Genomic DNA, 16,444 nt, shown 5'->3' on the forward strand with positions numbered 1-16,444 from the left:
GTTTTCTGCAGTTAGCGGAGCGAAAGAAACAAAAAGGCCCTGAGAATTCAGGGCCGTACTTAGTTTATGGTGTAAGTAAACGTGATATCGAACCTCCAGGTGCTGTAATCGTTACCTCAATGCTTACTGCGGCACCCTCTTGGACGTAGTTTACCAGAAAAAGATCACCAAACCGTGATGGTAGGCCGGTAAAATTGCTATCTAATAAACCAATATCATTACCCACATCGCCCGTTCTTCCAAAAATTTCATAACCATCACCAGTGACAGAAAGGCTAGTACTTGCTGCGGCTTTACTCAGGTTTTGATCTGCAATATATACAAAGAAACTGCCAGAGGCACCTAATGAACCATTGAACAGTGTAAAATCCCTACCATTAGCGGACTCAAACAAGAGTATCTGATTTGGCTGTATAGTCGCCTGGCTAATGACTACAGAATCGCGAACATGCATCATGGAACCACAATGGCCAACTGATCTTGCAGCATCAGAACATAAAGCACCTTGGTATAAGGTTGGTGCCAGATCATGTATTCCATCGCTGTCATAATCAGCAAAAAATTCAATAGGGCCATTAGCATTAACATCTAACTCTGTTGTATCACTATTTAGTTGTAAGTTAAGCTTGTCATCATCTCTTACCGCTTCTGCAAACGCTTCAAAAGACTCCCCTGTATCGTAAACACCATTATTATTACTATCAGTAAAACCAGCTTCGCCTTCGGTGTATGCCAAAATAGTTGTTAGTCCGTTAGCACTGCTGCCACGAACAGGATCTGTTTCATTAACACGATTTAGGCCTGAATACTCCGGATCGCGTTCTTGACCCGGGCGGTAGCCAGTACTCCTCCATGTGACTGAGCAGGAGCCATTCAGTGTTAAACAGGATGGAGGAATCAAGCCGCTTTCAGCTGTAAAATTAACAATTGTATTGTCAGGGACAGGGTTTTGGAACTGATCTCCAACAAAGGCCGTAACTTCTACTTCAACACCAGAAAAATCATAACTCCCAGGGTTGAGGATATTAGCAACAACTTCAAAGCTATCCTGATCGGCAAGACCCGTGGTCACAGCAACAGGTAAAGAATTGGTTGATATTTCAGTCACGTTATCATTTGCCAATGTTGTTGCTACAACGGATGTAATAGCATTCGCGGTACCGGATCGAATATTAGCAATAGCCTCTCCCGACTCATTTGTGATAGCCGAAGGTAAAGCCAAAGAGATGCCACCAGCTGAGTTGGTTAGCTCAAAATTAACCGTTTTACCCTCAATTGGATTATTCGTTTCATCCAATACAATAAAAGTAATTGAAGAGAATTTCGGCAGCGCCGAGTTAGCAATGGTTGAGATAGATATTGCGGGAGCACTGACAGACCCAAAAGTAATAGCACCAACCTCTGGAGATGCTACGGTCAGTGTACCTGTTGCAGTATGAACCGCCGTATTGGTATTAATATCGCCCGTGGCGCCCGGTGCAAACAGGCGGAAAGATATAATATCTGTTCCAGAGCACCCTTGAGCTTCATAAGTCACACTCACTTCCCCACTGGATGTTCTGACTCTCTGACGGCTGAAACTGGCTTTTGCCGGAACCTGAGCTGAGCAGCTTGAACTGAACTCCACCTCATATTCTGTAGAAACAATTTTTGCATTATTACTATCAATATCAACAATATTGGCAGAGATATTCGTGGTACCACCAGCACTTAAGTTATTGTTTGTAATCTCTAGTGACCCAACGGAAAAGCTGGCACCGCTACCAGTTCCTAAACGAGGGTTATCAATAGAAGTATTGGTTGTCACGTCATCAGAAGTACCATCACCATTATCAACAGTAGTACTTCCTCCGTCCTCTTCATTATTGTTAGTGGTTTCATTGCTGACAACATCACTTCCCCCGCCACTGCCACCACAGGCAGCTAGAAACAAGGTTAATAACGGAATGGCTATCGCCGTGGGCTTAAACATACGCAATCGCTCCATCTGAGGTTTATCCCAATCAGTCTCTGATAACTGGCTAGCATAGCACTGACCAGCGAACTGTTAATACTATTTAGTTCACAAGCTTTAACAAAAAAAGCGCGTAAGTGCCTAAACACTAACGCGCTTTTATTTTTTCAGGGACGGTTTTGCAAGTGTCTCTTAAACGTCTGGCTGTTTATACATCCAGATAGTCCAGAATGCCTTCGGCTGCCTGGCGACCTTCCCAGATGGCCGTCACCACCAGATCAGAGCCACGCACCATATCTCCGCCAGCGAAGACTTTTGGATTGCTTGTCTGGAACTTAAACTCCTGCTCTTCCGGTGCAACCACGCCATCCCAGCTGTTCAGCTCGATACCGAAGTCTTTGAACCATGGAGCCGGGCTTGGGCGGAAACCAAAGGCAACCAGTACAGCGTCAGCTGGCAGGATTTCTTCTGAACCTTCAACAACCTGAGGGCGACGGCGGCCGTTTTCATCCGGCTCCCCCATTTCCGTAGTAACCACCTTAACGCCTTCCACCTTGTCTTCACCAACAATGGCAACTGGCTGACGGTTAAACAGGAACTGCACACCTTCTTCACGCGCATTCTGTACTTCCCGTACAGAACCCGGCATGTTGGCTTCATCACGACGATAGGCACAGGTAACGCTATTGGCAGTCTGGCGAATCGAGGTGCGGTTACAGTCCATCGCGGTATCACCACCACCTAAGACCACTACCTTTTTACCTTTCATATCGATAAAGTCAGCGGCGTCTTTTTCAAAGCCCAGATTGCGATTCACATTAGCAATCAGGAAATCTAATGCATCGTGTACGCCCGGCAGATCTTCACCCGGGAAACCACCTTTCATGTAGTTGTAGGTGCCCATACCCAGGAATACCGCATCAAATTCATCAATGATGCTCTGGAAATCGACGTCTTTACCCACTTCAGTGTTCAGGCGGAATTCCACGCCCATGCCTTCAAACACTTCGCGACGGTTAGACATCACGCTCTTTTCCAGCTTGAACTCTGGAATACCAAAGGTCAGCAGGCCGCCAATTTCCGGGTACTTATCAAAGACCACCGGGGTCACACCATTACGTACCAGAATATCAGCCGCACCTAAGCCCGCCGGGCCAGCACCAATAATGGCAACACGCTTACCGGTTGGTACAACTTTGCTCATGTCCGGGCGCCAGCCCATGGCAAACGCTGTATCAGTAATGTATTTCTCAACATTACCAATGGTTACCGCACCAAAGCCGTCGTTCAGGGTACAAGAGCCTTCACACAGACGATCTTGCGGGCATACCCGACCGCACACTTCTGGCAGTGTATTGGTCTGATGACTCAACTCAACCGCTTCCATTATGTTGCCTTCACTGGCCAGTTTCAGCCAGTTAGGAATAAAGTTGTGAACCGGGCATTTCCACTCACAGTACGGGTTACCACATGCCAAACAACGGTGTGCCTGGTCGGTTACCTGCTCCTGACGGAACGGCTGGTAAATCTCAACAAACTGCGCTTTACGCGTTGCTACCGATTTTTTGGATGGGTCCTGGCGACCCACCTCAACAAACTGAAAGTTATTATTCAGACGATTGTTGTTTAAACCTTGCGACATCTTGAACCTCTCTCTCTCGTCCTGACCGCTTCTCTCTTATGTGTCCGCTTATTCAGGACGAGCACGGGTGTTGTTCAGCAATTGTTGTAAGTCAGCGGCTTTTGGCTTAACCAGCCAGAACTTACCGATAAAGCCATCGAAGTCATCAAGAATCTCCTGACCCCAGGCACTGCCAGTTTCTGCAACAAACTCACGAATCACGCCACGTAAATGGTTTCGGTGTGCTTCCGTTTCTTCGTTAGCGATACGGTGAATATCCACCAGCTCATGGTTGTACTTATCAACAAAGCTGTTATCACGATCCAGAACGTAAGCAAAACCACCGGTCATGCCCGCGCCGAAGTTGTAACCGGTTTCACCCAGTACACACACCAAACCACCGGTCATGTATTCACAGCAGTGGTCACCGGCACCTTCAACAACCGCATGAGCACCTGAGTTACGCACACCAAAACGCTCACCAGCACGGCCAGCTGCCAGCAACTTACCGCCAGTTGCGCCGTATAAGCAGGTGTTACCCACAATCGAGGTGTCATTGGTGCGGAATTCAGAACCTTTTGGCGGGAAGATCACCAGCTTACCGCCGGTCATGCCTTTACCGACGTAATCGTTGGCGTCGCCTTCCAGTACCATTTCCAGACCACCGGCATTCCAGACACCAAACGACTGACCAGCAATACCGGTCAGGTTCAGGCGTACTGGTTTATCAGCCATGCCTTGGTTGCCATGACGCTTAGCAATTTCACCCGACAGGCGAGCGCCCACAGAGCGATCACAGTTAGTGATGTGGAAGCTGAACTCACCACCGGCTTTGGTTTCAATCGCCGACAGTGTTTCTTCCACCATACGCTCAGCCAGCAGGCCTTCATCGTATGGACGGTTACGGTCAACCTGACAAGTATGTGGCTTATCCGCCGGAATCAGGTCGTTGCTCAGGATTGGCGTCAGATCCAGATTACGTTGTTTCTGAGTGCTGCCATCAAGTACTTCCAGCAGGTCAGTACGACCGACCAGCTCTTCCAGAGAACGCACACCAATGGATGCCATCAGGCTACGTACTTCTTCAGCCACAAAGCGGAAGTAGTTTTTTACCATATCAGCAGTGCCGATGTAGTGCTTGTCACGCAGGTTATCATCCTGAGTGGCAACACCGGTTGCACAGTTATTCAGGTGACAGATACGCAGGTATTTACAGCCTACCGCTACCATTGGCAGCGTGCCGAAACCGAAGGATTCTGCACCCAGAATCGCTGCCTTAACCACGTCCAGACCGGACTTCAAGCCACCATCGGTTTGCACCCGCACATTGCCACGCAGATCATTTCCACGCAGCGCCTGATGCGCTTCAGACAGACCCAGCTCCCAAGGAGAACCAGCATATTTAATCGACGTCAGCGGCGAAGCGGCGGTACCACCGTCATAACCGGAGATGGTAATCAGGTCAGCGTAGGCTTTGGCAACACCAGCGGCAATCGTGCCAACACCTGGCTCAGACACCAGCTTCACCGACACCAGTGCTTGCGGATTCACTTGCTTCAGATCGTAAATCAGCTGAGCTAAATCTTCGATCGAGTAAATATCGTGGTGTGGTGGTGGTGAAATCAGTGTCACACCCGGCACCGAGTAACGCAGTGTGGCAATCAGGTTGTTCACCTTACCGCCCGGCAGCTGACCACCTTCACCCGGCTTCGCACCCTGCGCCACTTTAATCTGCAGCACTTCCGCGCTGGACAGGTAGTGTGGGGTTACACCAAAACGGCCAGAGGCGATCTGTTTGATCTTAGAGTTACGGGCAGTGCCATAACGCAGCGGATCTTCACCACCTTCACCCGAGTTAGAACGACCACCCAGCTCGTTCATCGCTTCCGCTAACGCTTCGTGCGCTTCCGGAGACAGAGCACCCAGCGACATAGCTGCGGTATCGAAACGTGGGAAAATCTTTTCAGCCGCTTCTACCTCAGAGATATCAATAGCAGCAACATCTTTACGCAGTGACAGCAGGTCACGGATGGTTGCCGTCGGGCGTTTATTCACCAGATCAGCAAAGCGATCGTAAGCCGCCTGACTGTTGGTTTGTACCGCTTCCTGAATGTTTTTAACCACATCCGGGTTATACGCATGGTATTCGCCACCGTGTACGTATTTCAGCAGGCCACCTTGCTCCAGCTTTTTACGCTTTTTCCAGGCAACACTTTTAATGATGTTCAGATCATCTTCAAAATCAGTGAACTCAGCGCCTTCGATACGGCTGGTCACACCGCAGAAACACAGATCAACAATTTCTTTGCTCAGACCCACCGCTTCAAACAACTGCGAACCACGGTAAGAGGCAATAGTAGAGATACCCATCTTAGACAGGATCTTCAACAAGCCTTTGCGAATTGCTTTACGGAAGTTCTGATGGGATTTCAGTGGATCACCCAACAGTTCGTTAGTGCGGTGTAAGTCGGTTAATACGTCGAATGCTAACCACGGGTATACCGCCGTTGCACCGAAGCCCAGCAATACGGCGAACTGGTGTGCATCACGGGCAGCGCCGGTTTCAACCACAATATTACCGTTGGTACGTAAACCTTTTTGTGCCAGACGGTGGTGAACCGCACCGGTCGCCATCGGCGCCGGAATCAGCATCTGATCTTCGCTAACCTCACGGTCGGACAGGATCAGCACCACATAACCATCACGAACCGCCTGCTCGGCTTTGTCAGCCAGATCAATAATGGCTTGTTGCAGACCAACAACCGGATCGAAAGCCATGCTCAGCTTAATGTGCTTAAAGGCATCACTGTTGTTGCTGGTCAGGCCCACAAACTTCAGCGGTGACAGTACCGGCGACGTCAGAATAATACGATTCGCGTGATCAGCACTTTCTTCAAAAACATTTTTCTCGCCACCGATGCAGGTTTCCAATGACATCACAATGGATTCACGCAGCGGATCAATCGGTGGATTGGTCACCTGAGCAAACTGCTGACGGAAATAGTCAGCAACATGACGTACACGCTGGGATAAAACCGCCATCGGCGTATCGTCCCCCATAGAACCCGTTGCTTCCTGACCCCCTTCGGCCATAGGACGCAGTACCTGATCACGCTCTTCGTTAGTGATCAGATGCAGTTTCTGATGGGTATTCAGTGCATCGCCAGTCATATCTTCCAGACCGGCATGCTTCAGGTACAGAGAGCTTTCCAGACGAACAGCATTTTCTTTCAGCCATTTCTTATATGGCTGAGCCTGCTTCAGTGCGTTATCGATATCTTCAGTGTGCAGCAGTTTGCCTTCCTGAGTATCAATCGCCAGCATCTGGCCCGGGCCAACACGGCCTTTAGCCACAACGTCTTCCGGCTTGTAATCGTAGGTGCCGATTTCAGAAGCAACGGTAATAAAGTTGTTCTTAGTGATCACCCAGCGTGATGGACGCAGACCATTACGGTCCAGGCCACAAACGGCATAACGGCCATCTGTGATTACCAGACCTGCCGGGCCATCCCATGGCTCCATATGCATGGAGTTGTACTCGTAGAAAGCACGTAAATCGGCATCCATGGTTTCAACATTCTGCCAAGCTGGCGGAATCATCATACGAACGGCACGGAACAGGTTCATACCACCGGTTGCCAGCAGTTCCAGCATGTTATCCATCGATGAGGAGTCAGAGCCGGTCGTATTAACAATCGGCGTCAGATCCTGCAGATTCGGTAACAATTCGGTATTAAACTGGCTGGCACGAGCGTTAGCCCAGTTACGGTTACCCTGAATCGTGTTAATTTCGCCATTGTGTGCCAGCATGCGGAATGGCTGAGCCAGTGGCCAGCGTGGCATGGTGTTGGTCGAGAAACGCTGGTGGAATACACAAATAGCGGTTTCCAGGCGCTCGTCACCCAGGTCCAAGTAGAAGTTCGGCAGGTCGACCGGCATCATCAGACCTTTATAAGACAGCACCTTTTCAGACAAGCTGGCAATATAAAAGTCGGCATACTCGGCCAATGCTTTTTCAGCAAAACGACGTGCATAAAACAGCTTAACAGCCAGTTCTTGTTCGCTTAATTCTTCGCCCGGAGCAACAAAAATCTGCTCAAAACGTGGCAAACAATCAATCGCCATTGGACCCAGACAATCATTACTGGTAGGTACCGTACGCCATCCCAGAACCGTTAAGCCCTGATCCTGAATCGCTTGTTCAACAGCGGCTTTTTGCTTCTCAAAAATGGCCTGATCCAGGTCCATAAACAGCATACCAACCGCATATTGGGCTGGCAGTGCCATACCTGCTTCCTGGGTTACCGCACGCAGGAATGAATCCGGCTTCTGCAGCAACAAACCACAACCATCACCGGTTTTACCATCCGCAGCGATACCACCACGGTGTGTCATGCACGTTAAGGATTCGATTGCTGTCGTCAGCAGCTCGTGGCTTGGTTGACCTTCTAAATGTGCCAACAATCCAAAACCACAGTTGTCCTTAAAGTCGCCTGGGGTGTACAGACCAGTTCTCATAGAACAGCTCTCATCAGTAAAAAAACGATTTAAATCAAGGGCTTACACAGCCTAAGCGCTCAAAAAATGAGCAGCATCGAGACAAAAGGACGCTCATTCTACACATCAGAGCGGTTTGCCACAAATTTGACTGGGATTTGACTAACTTTCGAGCAAGCAGAATTACTTACGCGATTTAAGTATTTCTTGCACAGACTGGACATTTCGAATCCAGGGAGATTGATCACGCAATGCTTTTGGCATCTTCAATACAGCGGCCTTAGCGGCCGTGCGATCAGGATACATACCAGCAACGACGACATGCCAGTCTTTCCCTTTGTGCGTGGTGTGATACAGGTATAAACGACCTTTTAATTTGCTCTGCCAACGCTCAATAAAATCATTGGCTCCCGAACGTTTATGAGAACCTAACAATTGAGCAACAAACCCTGACGCATCCAGCAGTTGTTGTTCATCGGTGGAATAAGTCACAGGACCCGGAGCCTGTGCAACGCTTGTTACTTCGGCAACCGCAGCCACAGCTGGTTGTTCCTCAGATTTTGTAACGGGGGTTGCCTCTGACTTCGCAGTACTCGATTGATAATTAAAGTCTGTTGCAGCAACTTCCTCTACAACCTCATCTGAGCGTTCACGTTTATCTACAGCTGGCACCTTTTCAACTGACACCTCTTCAGGCGCAGCGGCGACAGCAGATTGGCCCACAACCGCCACTTCAGGCGTGATCAGATCAGTCTTCTCATCCGATTGAAAGATCACTTCAACTGCACTTTCTTTTATTGCCGGACCAGCGCTATCAGATTGCTCTGCGAGCAAAGTGTCATCAAGCTCTTGCTTAGCCTTTATCATCTTTGATTCAGGCAATTGGGGTTCAGATAGCTGGGATTCAGGAGATTGGTATAAAAATGACAGCCCTAAAGCGGCTGCAACGGCAGCCACAGCAACAATATGAAGTAACGGGAACCGGCTTTTATCTGATAGAGGGTGATGGCTGTTATCTGTTGTCAGCAACTGATCTTCCAGTGCCTTTAAAAACACGCCAGGCAAACCTTCTGAGCGGGAATAGGCGGCCTGCAACTGTTTGTCATTAACAGCTCCCGAGCCAAACACCTGCTCCACCAGAAGAATGGCATCCTCAACTGGTAACATTTCTGGTTTCAGCGTATGAACGGGCGCCTGAGTTGGGCTCTCCCGCAATCTGGTCTCAAACCCCGAGGCACCAAATAAAGCAAACGACAAAGATTGTGGGGCTAATAAGGCCAGATGAGCAATTTCATTTAGAGTATCGTCATCCAGTTGCTCAGCCTGGTCAATAATAACCAACAAAGAACGGCCATCCTGACTCTGAGCCGCGGTCTCTTTCAGAACCGCTTCTTTCGCCTCAACCAGATTGTCAGATAACAGCGGCAGATCCCAGCTAAGAGCAATTTTTTGCAACACCATCAATGAGCTTGTCATCAGGTCGGCTTGCAGAGTGATGGTATCATCCGGCATTTCCCGATGTGCCGACAAGGCATTGGCCAGCGTGGTTTTCCCCACACCGGCAGGCCCACTAACGGCAATTAAGAGTTCGCTGTATGAAGCCAGATGAGATAATAACTCGAGATTTTTTTGCTGCGTTGGCAGGAGTTGAACCAGTGGCTGAGAAAAGCTCTCAGCAGAACCTGATTGCTGAAAGCTGTGTTCTGATTCCAGATTCAGTTCCGTGTCCATCATTTCCCCCAACAGTTTTCCTCACCAACGCAACCTTCTGATCATAATCAATCAGAAAATACCCAGTTGCTCTCCGGAAGTTAGTGTTTGCTCAAGCAGCTCCAAAGATATATCTGATGTTATATAAGCTTCACCAATTTTACGCAATAACACGAGGCGAATGCGGCCATCCAGAACTTTCTTATCAACTTGCATACGCGATGTGTAATCCGCCACAGCCATATCTTCCGGGCCAACAACCGGGAGCTTTGCTTGTATTAATAATGCACGCAATTCAGCCACTTCAGCAGGTTGGATATCTCCCATACGACAACCCAGATCAGCCGCCATCAACATCCCGGTTCCCACAGCCTCACCGTGCAACCAGTTACCATATCCTTGGTGCGCTTCAATTGCATGGCCAAAGGTATGCCCCAAATTGAGAATGGCACGAATGCCGGATTCGGTTTCATCTTGTGCCACAACATCGGCTTTATCTTGACAAGAACACTCAATAGCATAAGCCAGCGCCTTGGAATCACACTGCATTAGTCGTGATGTATTATTCTGCAGCCAGCCATAAAATTCGTAGTCACAAATAAGGCCATATTTGATGACTTCAGCAACACCTGCCGACAGTTCACGTTCGGGTAGCGTCGTTAAGGTTTGGGTATCGGCAATCACACACTGAGGCTGGTGAAAGGCACCAATCATATTTTTACCCAACGGATGATTAACACCAGTTTTGCCACCAACAGAAGAGTCTACCTGCGACAGCAGTGTCGTGGGTACCTGAATAAAGTTAACACCCCGCTGGTAAGACGCTGCCGCAAAGCCAGTCATATCACCAACAACACCTCCACCCAATGCAATCAGTGTGGTTGTACGATTGTGTTGCTTTTCTAACAAGGCGTTGAAAATAAGATTCAGAGTTTCCAGGTTTTTGTACTGCTCGCCATCAGGCAATACGACCACATCGACCTGATAGTTGGTTAATGCAGATTGCACTTGCTCTAGGTAAAGCGGCGCTACCGTTGTGTTGGTAACAATCAGAACTTGCTTGCCCTTAATATAAGGAGAGTACAAAGAGGGGTCAGACAACAGGCCAGAGCCAATAAAAATCGGGTAACTGCGATCACCCAAATCGACGGTTAAGGTATTCATATTGTTTACTTCAAATTAGCTCAGGCGTTTTTTCAGCTCATTAACAACCCATTTAGGGTTACGCTGGTCAGTTTCGATCACAATGTCAGCAATACTTCGATATAAAGGGTCCCGTACCGCAAACAAGTCACGCAGAACCTGTTCTGGGTTTTCCTGCTGGAGTAAAGGACGATTACGATCTTTTGCTGTGCGGGCAAGCTGCTGGTCTACAGATGTACACAAATACACAACCGTGCCACGAGCAGCCAGGTGTTTACGGTTTTGCTCACGCATAACCGCACCACCACCCGTTGCCAGGACAACGTCATTTAACTGCGTTAATTCATCAATGGCATGCTCTTCCCGCTCGCGGAAACCTACCTCCCCTTCCATATCAAAAATCCAGGGAATGTTAGCACCACAACGCTCTTCAATTTCTTTATCAGAATCATGAAACTCACATTGCAGTTCGGTAGAAAGCAGTCGACCAATGGTGCTTTTTCCAGCGCCCATTGGCCCAACAAGAAAGACAGAATGAAACTTCATAAATCAGCGGCTGGTTAAGCTGTCCTTCACCAAACGTGGGGTGATAAACACCAATAATTCTGACTTTTCTTCAGTGTAATTGGTATAACGGAATAAAGCCCCAATCAACGGTAAGTCTCCAAGGAAGGGCGTTTTATTAATAGTTTTAACTTCTTCTGAGCGGAAGATCCCCCCCAAAACAACCGTTTCTCCATTATCAACCAACACCTGAGTCTCAACCGCATTAGTATCAATGGCTGGACCAGCCGGAGTAGCTTGCCCAACGGAATCCTGATTAATAATTAAATCCATAATAATACGATCATCCGGAGTGATTTGTGGTGTCACTTCCAGCTTTAATACCGCGGAACGGAATGACACACTGGTTGCACCACTGGAGGATGCTTCCTGGAAAGGAATCTCTGTGCCGGATTCAATAATTGCCGTCTGACCGTCTGAAGTAATTACTCGGGGTTGAGAAACAATTTCCGCATTTCCATCCGTTTCAATAGCAGCCAGTTCAAGATTCAATAAGTAATCGGCTGTTTGATAGCCAAGCGCCAATGAAGTTGCAGCAGGGTTAGTTACACCGAAGTCCACAACATTCGCTTGTGGGAAGTTAATTTCCTGATCACTAGTGCCATTTTCACTGGTCGCCCGATCAAATAAAATTTGATTGGCTTCACTTACCGTTTGAGTACTACCACCAATTGTTTGCCAATTATCGCCATTGTTTTTATAACCGGCTCCCCCCCACTGAACGCCAATTTCCTCTCCAACATTGGTATTGGCAATCACAATACGAGCTTCAATCAATACCTGACGTACCGGAACATCTAACAATACTAATGCCTCACGCACACGTTCCAGGTTACTGGCAGTATCTTTCATTAACAGAGTATTAGTTCGCTCATCAACCACAGCAGTACCGCGAGCCGACAACAGACCTTCTTCCGATGTTAGCAGGTCCGCCAAATCTGATGCTTTAGCATAATTAAGCTGCATATACTCTGTGATCAGTGGAGCCAGCTCTTCAACTTGCTTGACCGCTTCCAGTTCAATTTTTTCCCGTGCTGCAATCTCTTCAGCTGGGGCAATTAATAAAACAGAACCCATCTGACGCTTACCTAATGCTTTAGTCTTTAATACCAGATCCAAAGCCTGATCCCAGGGAACATTCTGTAAACGTAAGGTAATACTGCCCTGTACGGTATCCGAAGCAACGAGATTCAAGCCAGTAAAGTCAGCAATCAGCTGCAACACAGCACGAACTTCAATATTCTGGAAATTCAGGGATAGCTTTTCACCGGTGAACGGGAATTGTTTTTTACGTTCTTCTACCGCTTCTTCCGGTAATTCTGACACATTAATCGATAGAAGTTTGTCCGTCTGATATGCCAGATACTCAATATCGTCAACCGTAGGGTCAATCGTCAGAATGGTTTTTCCATCCTCATACTTGGCATCAACAAACCGTACCGGAGTGGCAAAATCAGTTACATCCAAACGACGCTGCAACGCATCCGGCAACCGAACATTTTCCAGTTCAGCAATAATTTTACCGCCTTCGCGACGAATATTCGCCGCAGCACGATCGTCACTCAGCATCACCTGTATCTGCCCATCCCCCAGATCACCCCGACGAAAATCAACGTTAACAACTTTCATTTCATTAACAGAAGATAATGGAGCTTGAGTAAATGCGTTATCAGCCTGAGAGAAACGTGCTTGGGATTCAGCAGAACCCACATTAAGAATCAGAGTATTACCATTTACCCGCGTAGAATAATCCACTAGAGTCACCAAATTCACCACCAAGCGAGTCCGATCCTTGGTTGGTAAGATCATGGCACTACGGGCATTACCAGTGCCGATCTGATGCTTCTTAGCTTTCAGAACACTGCCAGCACCAATCATATCAAGTGAGATCCGTGCCGGTTTTTCAATGGTATAACCTTTAACATCAGGTGGTGTTCCATCAAACTCCAGTTCGATTTCAGTAACATCACCAGGCAAAGAAGCAAAGCGAATATTTTGTAGCTCAACCGCCCATGCAGAAAACGCCATAGAGCATAGCAAGGCAATCATCGCCGTTATTTTTGTGCTTTTTACGGCCACCTTTTGCATTATCATAATCAGCCTTCTCCAATACCATCCAGAGCCAAAGTTCTTGGTCGCTCAATCCAACCACCCAGACCATTCGGCACAATTTCAATAACATTCAGACGATTTTCCTGAATTGAAACAACTCGTCCATGATTTTGCCCCATAAACTGGCCTTCACGAATTCGAACAACGCCACCATCACTCGCCCGAACCAGAGCCCACAATGTATTATCAAGCCCTTGCATAGTTCCGACCATGCTAAGCTCACCAAAAGCAAATTGCTCCAGGTGCTCCTTGGGACGATCAAAGTCAGGAGCTACATCATCCTGCTCCTGAGGAATAATAATATCAGCATCAACAATCACAGGAAGCTCAAATGGTGAGCGTAAACCCGCAGCGCTGTAGTTAAAGAATTCGTAAGGTTTAAACACAGGGATAGGACTAATTCGTCCTCGGGGCTGAGACAAAGTGTCCGACACGAACATTTTCAAATCGGACACATCACCAGAGTTACTGCACCCCACCAACAAAGAACCAGTCAATAAGACTAAAGCCATTCGAAGCAACATATTAACGTCCCTCCTCATCGCTGCTGTATTGGTAGGTTTTTGCCAGAATTTGCATGATCAAACGCCCATTATCTGAACCTTCTTTGATCGTAAAATCGTGCAAAGTAACAATCCGAGGAAGTGAAGCCACAGCAGAAACAAAGGATCCCATCTCGTGATAGCCGCCTTCAACTTCAATTTCAATCGGCAGTTCATTATAAAACTCGGTACTGATAATAGCCTGAGGGTCAATACCATTTAAAGATAACCCCGAACCAAGCGCAGCCGAGCTGATATCATCAATTAAACCCGGTACTTCAGTTTCACGCGGCAACTGCTTTAATAAAGAGCCAAAACTTTGTTCCATCTCAATCATCTGCTCTTTGTAAGCATCCAGATTAGCGCCACGGAAAGCTTTACGTTCAAAATCTGCTTTTAGCTTTTCTTCTTTGGCAACCGCACTGGCTAAAGAAGTGCGCATATCGGTAATCAGAAAAATATTGCCAGCGATCAGCAATGCAACAAAAACCAGTACAGCAAAAAAAACTTTCCCGGGAAGAGGCCAGCCCCCCATATTATCCCAGGCAATATTATTGATATCGTCTAATTCAATTTCCGATATTTTTTCTTTAAGTGCATTCCAGTCAATATCTTTAAAACCAGCCATTACTCGCTCTCCTCCTGCTTAGGATTAACACGCACCATGGTGATCTCAAATTCATTCTGGGCTTTTAACTGCTGTGCCTCAACTTTCACAAGCACCGGATTCGTAAACCAATCCGACTGATCGAGGTTACGCATCACAGCTGAAACACGATTATTGGACTTCGCCACACCGGAAACAGAAACCTGCTCCCCCTTAACAACCAAATTGGTGAAGTACAGATCATCAGGAACAGAACGGGCCAGCTCATCAAACACACGGACAATGACCGGTCGATTCCCCTGTAACGCTTGAATCAGCTCCATCCTTTCAATCAAATCCTGACGTGTATCCTGCAAAGTACGAATTTCAGCAATTTTAGCTTCCAGCACCTCTGTTTCTTTTTCCAGATAAGCATTACGAGCGTTCTGGCCGGCCGTTTCATCCTGATAATAGCCATAAACCAGATATAACAAGAACCCAGCGCATAAAGCCACAGCAACTAAAGCCGTATGATAATCTTTATTCCGCTGTTCACGGCGCTCCTCACGCCAGGGCAATAGGTTAATATTTGCCATCAGTCAAAACTCCTCATCGCCAGACCGCAGGCAATCATCAGTGAAGGGGCATCGTTCGCTAACAGACTGGCATTTACTTTTTGCGACAAGGTCATATTCATAAAAGGGTTGGCGATCAGAGTGGCAACGCCCAGCTCTTCCTCAACACACTCTGCCAACATCGGAATCGCTGAAGTGCCGCCAGCAAGGATAATAAAGTCGACATCGTTGAACTGGCTGGAAGAATAGAAAAATTGCAGAGAGCGACTTACTTGCTGCACAACCGCTTTGCGGAATGGATCCAGTACTTCACTTTCGTAGTCATCCGGTAAATCCCCGTCCAGTTTGGAGCGTGTCGCCTCTTCTTCAGACAACCCATAACGGCGCATAATATCTTCCGTTAGCTGACGACCACCAAATAACTGTTCACGGGTGTAAATTGATTTGCCTTCATGCAGCACACTCAGTGTGGTCATGGTTGCACCAATATCAAGCACAGCAACTGTCTCGATATCATCACCGTCTAGTTGGCTTTGCAGTAAATCGAAAGCACGCTCTGTACAGAAAGCTTCAACATCAACAATACCCGCTTCAAGGTCGGCATACTCAACAGCATCTTTACGGCGTTCAACCGTTTCTGAACGGCAAGCTGCTAACAGAACATCAACCATATCGGCTGCTTGTTCAGATTCCCCCTGAACTTCCCAATCCAGAGCAACTTCTTCTAACGGGTAGGGAATATACTGATCGGCCTCGGCACGGATCTGCAAATCCATTTCATCGTCATTAAGTTTGGAACTCATCTGAACGGTTTTAGTGATAACCGCAGAACCAGCAACGGCAATTGCCGCACGTTTAGCTGAAGTGCGCGAGCGACCAAGCGCTTTTCGAATTGCCTCACCAACAGCCTCATCATTGCTGATAGCCTGTTCAACAATAGCATTCGGTGGTAAAGGCTCTGCCGCGTAAGCTTCAACCTGATAGCGTCCATTATTATGACTAAGCTCCAGCACCTTGACCGATGTAGAACTGATATCCACACCAATCAGCGCTTTGCTCTTTTTATTAAACAGGCTGGCCAGCACAATAAAATCCCCGCAATTTCGCGAACTTGCACGCACAAGCTCACTCAGATCCTAT

General features: G+C 47.7%; 11 protein-coding genes. All 11 read right to left on the bottom strand.

Going from position 1 to position 16,444, the window contains the following annotated elements; all coding sequences use genetic code 11:
• Positions 1–64: 64 nt before the first annotated feature.
• Positions 65–1,972 carry an Ig-like domain-containing protein gene (locus ACO05E_RS05040; RefSeq protein WP_419811895.1) on the bottom strand — a complete coding sequence of 636 codons (1,908 nt, stop codon included), beginning with the start codon at positions 1,970–1,972 and terminating at the stop codon, positions 65–67.
• A gap of 190 nt (positions 1,973–2,162) precedes the next feature.
• Positions 2,163–3,596 (bottom strand): FAD-dependent oxidoreductase, encoded by a 1,434-nt coding sequence (locus ACO05E_RS05045; RefSeq protein ID WP_419811896.1) that lies wholly within the window; start codon positions 3,594–3,596, stop codon positions 2,163–2,165.
• 48 nt (positions 3,597–3,644) lie between these two features.
• On the bottom strand, positions 3,645–8,093 hold the full coding sequence (gene gltB, locus ACO05E_RS05050) for a glutamate synthase large subunit (RefSeq protein ID WP_419811897.1): 4,449 nt from the start codon (positions 8,091–8,093) through the stop codon (positions 3,645–3,647).
• Between the two features lie 162 nt (positions 8,094–8,255).
• Complete coding sequence (locus tag ACO05E_RS05055; RefSeq protein ID WP_419811898.1) at positions 8,256–9,806, bottom strand: AAA family ATPase; 1,551 nt, start codon at positions 9,804–9,806, stop codon at positions 8,256–8,258.
• A gap of 48 nt (positions 9,807–9,854) precedes the next feature.
• On the bottom strand, positions 9,855–10,946 hold the full coding sequence (gene aroB / locus ACO05E_RS05060; RefSeq protein WP_419811899.1) for a 3-dehydroquinate synthase: 1,092 nt from the start codon (positions 10,944–10,946) through the stop codon (positions 9,855–9,857).
• A 15-nt stretch (positions 10,947–10,961) separates the two neighbouring features.
• Positions 10,962–11,471, bottom strand: coding sequence for a shikimate kinase AroK (gene aroK, locus ACO05E_RS05065; protein WP_419811900.1), 510 nt, complete (start codon positions 11,469–11,471; stop codon positions 10,962–10,964).
• Positions 11,472–11,474: 3 nt separating this feature from the next.
• Positions 11,475–13,583 carry a type IV pilus secretin PilQ gene (locus ACO05E_RS05070; protein ID WP_419811901.1) on the bottom strand — a complete coding sequence of 703 codons (2,109 nt, stop codon included), beginning with the start codon at positions 13,581–13,583 and terminating at the stop codon, positions 11,475–11,477.
• Positions 13,584–13,585: 2 nt separating this feature from the next.
• Entirely contained in the window at positions 13,586–14,125 is a 540-nt protein-coding gene (locus ACO05E_RS05075; RefSeq protein WP_419811902.1) for a pilus assembly protein PilP, read from the bottom strand.
• Position 14,126: 1 nt separating this feature from the next.
• Positions 14,127–14,771: a type 4a pilus biogenesis protein PilO gene (locus ACO05E_RS05080; protein WP_419811903.1), complete on the bottom strand. Its 645-nt coding sequence runs from the start codon at positions 14,769–14,771 to the stop codon at positions 14,127–14,129.
• Positions 14,771–15,325, bottom strand: a complete 555-nt coding sequence (locus tag ACO05E_RS05085; protein ID WP_419811904.1) for a PilN domain-containing protein — start codon at positions 15,323–15,325, stop codon at positions 14,771–14,773. The genes ACO05E_RS05080 and ACO05E_RS05085 overlap by 1 nt, the downstream gene beginning before the upstream one ends.
• On the bottom strand, positions 15,325–16,386 hold the full coding sequence (locus ACO05E_RS05090; RefSeq protein WP_419813659.1) for a pilus assembly protein PilM: 1,062 nt from the start codon (positions 16,384–16,386) through the stop codon (positions 15,325–15,327). Before ACO05E_RS05090 ends, ACO05E_RS05085 begins: the two co-directional genes overlap by 1 nt.
• Positions 16,387–16,444 lie beyond the last annotated feature (58 nt).

Source organism: Bacterioplanoides sp. (assembly GCF_965226395.1).
Classification (GTDB): domain Bacteria; phylum Pseudomonadota; class Gammaproteobacteria; order Pseudomonadales; family Oceanobacteraceae; genus Bacterioplanoides.

Excerpts from the sequence above, each read along its gene's own strand:
- ACO05E_RS05075 (WP_419811902.1), bottom strand. The coding sequence starts at position 14,125 with ATGTTGCTTCGAATGGCTTTAGTCTTATTGACTGGTTCTTTGTTGGTG.
- ACO05E_RS05055 (WP_419811898.1), bottom strand. The coding sequence starts at position 9,806 with ATGATGGACACGGAACTGAATCTGGAATCAGAACACAGCTTTCAGCAA.
- ACO05E_RS05080 (WP_419811903.1), bottom strand. The coding sequence starts at position 14,771 with ATGGCTGGTTTTAAAGATATTGACTGGAATGCACTTAAAGAAAAAATA.
- ACO05E_RS05085 (WP_419811904.1), bottom strand. The coding sequence starts at position 15,325 with ATGGCAAATATTAACCTATTGCCCTGGCGTGAGGAGCGCCGTGAACAG.
- gltB (WP_419811897.1), bottom strand. The coding sequence starts at position 8,093 with ATGAGAACTGGTCTGTACACCCCAGGCGACTTTAAGGACAACTGTGGT.
- aroB (WP_419811899.1), bottom strand. The coding sequence starts at position 10,946 with ATGAATACCTTAACCGTCGATTTGGGTGATCGCAGTTACCCGATTTTT.
- ACO05E_RS05045 (WP_419811896.1), bottom strand. The coding sequence starts at position 3,596 with ATGTCGCAAGGTTTAAACAACAATCGTCTGAATAATAACTTTCAGTTT.
- ACO05E_RS05040 (WP_419811895.1), bottom strand. The coding sequence starts at position 1,972 with ATGTTTAAGCCCACGGCGATAGCCATTCCGTTATTAACCTTGTTTCTA.
- ACO05E_RS05070 (WP_419811901.1), bottom strand. The coding sequence starts at position 13,583 with ATGATAATGCAAAAGGTGGCCGTAAAAAGCACAAAAATAACGGCGATG.
- aroK (WP_419811900.1), bottom strand. The coding sequence starts at position 11,471 with ATGAAGTTTCATTCTGTCTTTCTTGTTGGGCCAATGGGCGCTGGAAAA.